Origin of the sequence: Nonomuraea sp. NPDC050540, assembly GCF_044457485.1 — a bacterium.
Classification (GTDB): Bacteria; Actinomycetota; Actinomycetes; order Streptosporangiales; family Streptosporangiaceae; genus Nonomuraea.
In genome coordinates this window covers 1-2,092 of sequence record NZ_JBITHA010000051.1, presented here as the reverse complement: position 1 = coordinate 2,092, position 2,092 = coordinate 1, and the positions used below count along the sequence as shown (strand labels likewise).

General features: G+C 72.1%; 2 protein-coding genes. Both read right to left on the bottom strand.

Annotated elements, in window-relative coordinates:
- Positions 1 to 68 precede the first annotated feature (68 nt).
- On the bottom strand, positions 69 to 1,067 hold the full coding sequence (locus ACIBI5_RS54250; RefSeq protein WP_397259668.1) for a CU044_5270 family protein: 999 nt from the start codon (positions 1,065 to 1,067) through the stop codon (positions 69 to 71).
- Entirely contained in the window at positions 1,060 to 1,650 is a 591-nt protein-coding gene (locus ACIBI5_RS54245; protein ID WP_397259666.1) for an RNA polymerase sigma factor, read from the bottom strand. Before ACIBI5_RS54245 ends, ACIBI5_RS54250 begins: the two co-directional genes overlap by 8 nt.
- Positions 1,651 to 2,092: the final 442 nt, after the last annotated feature.

Genomic DNA, 2,092 nt, shown 5'->3' with positions numbered 1-2,092 from the left:
GCGAAGGTTCGGGTCCGCCGGTGTAGATGGTCCTGCCATGCCGTCTACCCCGAGCCCCGTCGTGCCGTCTACTCCACGAGGGGTGGGCTGTCGGCGACGCTCACCTTCACCTGCGCGCTCGACGACACCACGCTCCCGACCGGAGCATCGGCCAGCTTCGCGTCTACGACCACCCCTCGGCGGCCGAGATAGTCGTAGGTCTTTCGGTCGAAGATGTGCTCCTCCCTGACCCCGTTGGGCGAGACCATCGCCGCAGCTATGCCCTCGCGTCCCGCGGCGTCCTGCGACTCCTTCACCGTCACCACCCCGGGAATCGTGGCCGCCGCGCGGAAGAGCGCCGCCCGCTGCGCGGCGGGCAGATAGGACTCCGTGAGCAGTCCGCCGACCCGGTTCCACGCCTCGTAGTCCTGCAACCCGTCGTTGGGCACCTGCGTGTAGAGGTGCCTGCGCATGGCCTCGGTGTCGGTCGGCAGCCTGCTGACGTAGGCGTAGTCGTTGCGCAGGAACTCGGCGCGGTGGTCGAAGTCGGCCGCCCGCTGCGGACGGCCGGGCTTGCCCGCCCGCGCCTGCTCCGCCTGTGCCTGCAGTGGGAGTGCGCGCCCCGGATACGGCAGAGGCGTCAGGAGCTCCTCCTGCAGGACGCCGTTGACCGAGCTGCCCTCGACCGGCAGCCAGATCTTGCGCTTGTAACGTGACAGCCAGATCTGCCCGTCCGACTCGGTCGAGTCCATGCTCTGCGACTCGTAGACGAGGAACTGGCCCGGTCTGGGATGCAGCTCCGGACGGCTGCCGGCGTGCGCGGCCGCTCGCGACAGCACCTCCACGGCCGCGACCGTGCGGATCATCGGCGGGGGCGGCACCGGAGCGGGACGGCTCTGGACAAGGAACACCGCCACCCCTGCCACGGCCGCCAGACCCCCTGCCAGGGCGGCGCGCAGTCCGATGCGGCGAAAGTCGGGGCGGGCCGGGGCCGACATGCCGGCCATCAGACGCTCCGCCTCGCCGCGCAGGTCCTCCTGCGGCGGCACCTCGGAGCGGAAGTTGTTGAGCTGAGCCAGCTCATCCATGGCGAACCTCTTCGACGTCGAGAGCTGTGGGATCGGTCCCGCCCAGTTCCTCGCGGATCTTGGCGCGGGCCCGGCTGACGCGCGATCGGACCGTTCCGACGCGGATGCCGAGCGCCTCGGCAGCCTCGGTGTAACTGAGGCGGCCCCAGGTCACCAGGAGCAGCACGTCGCGGTGCCCGGCGGGCAAGGCGGCCAGCGCGGCGGCCAGTCTCCGCTGTACGGCCTGGGCGCTCAGACGCTCGTCGCTGCGCGCGGTGAAGGGTTCGGTGACCGGGTCCACACCGGTACGGGCCAGCAGGTTCAGCTGCCTGGCCTCGGTGCGTTGGTGGCGGCCGATGAGATTGGTGGCGATGCCGTACAGCCAGGGCAGGGCGTCGTGCCTGGCCAGGTCGTAGCGGCCGCGCTGGCGGAAGGCGGCCAGAAAGGTCTCCGCCACCACATCCTCGGCGATGTCGAGTCCGAGGCGGCGGATGACGAACCTCTTGATTTCGGGCGCGTGTCTGCGGAAGATCTCCGCGAACACCTCGGGCTCCTGCCGGGACCGCGCGATGACGGCGGAATCGGCGGGGCTCGTTTCTGACATGCTCTGGCCTCTCGGCTCACAGATGGGACACCCATACTTGCCCGCCCGCGGCCGACCGGTTCCCACGGTTTATCCCGGTCTCCGGAGGACGCGCCGACGCCGGCAATGGACCGGCGCTGGCTGGCCCGCGTCACCTACGCACGCACCGGCCGCCGCGCCCCCGAACCGGACGGCGGACGGCTACGCCCACGCCGCCACGGCACGGCCAGGCGCTCACGCGCGGCCCGCAGCCCGGCGACACCGCGGAGGACCCGGCCGTGATCGCCGCCGAACGCGCCCGGCTGGTCCAACTGCTCGCCGAGCGCGCCCGCGAGCAGGAGAACCCGTGACCCCCACCACCAGCCCGGCCGCCGTGCGGTGCCCGGTGTGCGACACGCCGCTGCAGCCTGCCGCCACCGGCCGCCCGGCCCGCTTCTGCACCATGCGCTGCCGCCAGGCCGCC

What these genes read in the sequence shown, in the direction of transcription:
- ACIBI5_RS54245 (WP_397259666.1), bottom strand. Translation starts at nt 1,650, where the DNA reads ATGTCAGAAACGAGCCCCGCCGATTCCGCCGTCATCGCGCGGTCCCGG.
- ACIBI5_RS54250 (WP_397259668.1), bottom strand. Translation starts at nt 1,067, where the DNA reads ATGGATGAGCTGGCTCAGCTCAACAACTTCCGCTCCGAGGTGCCGCCG.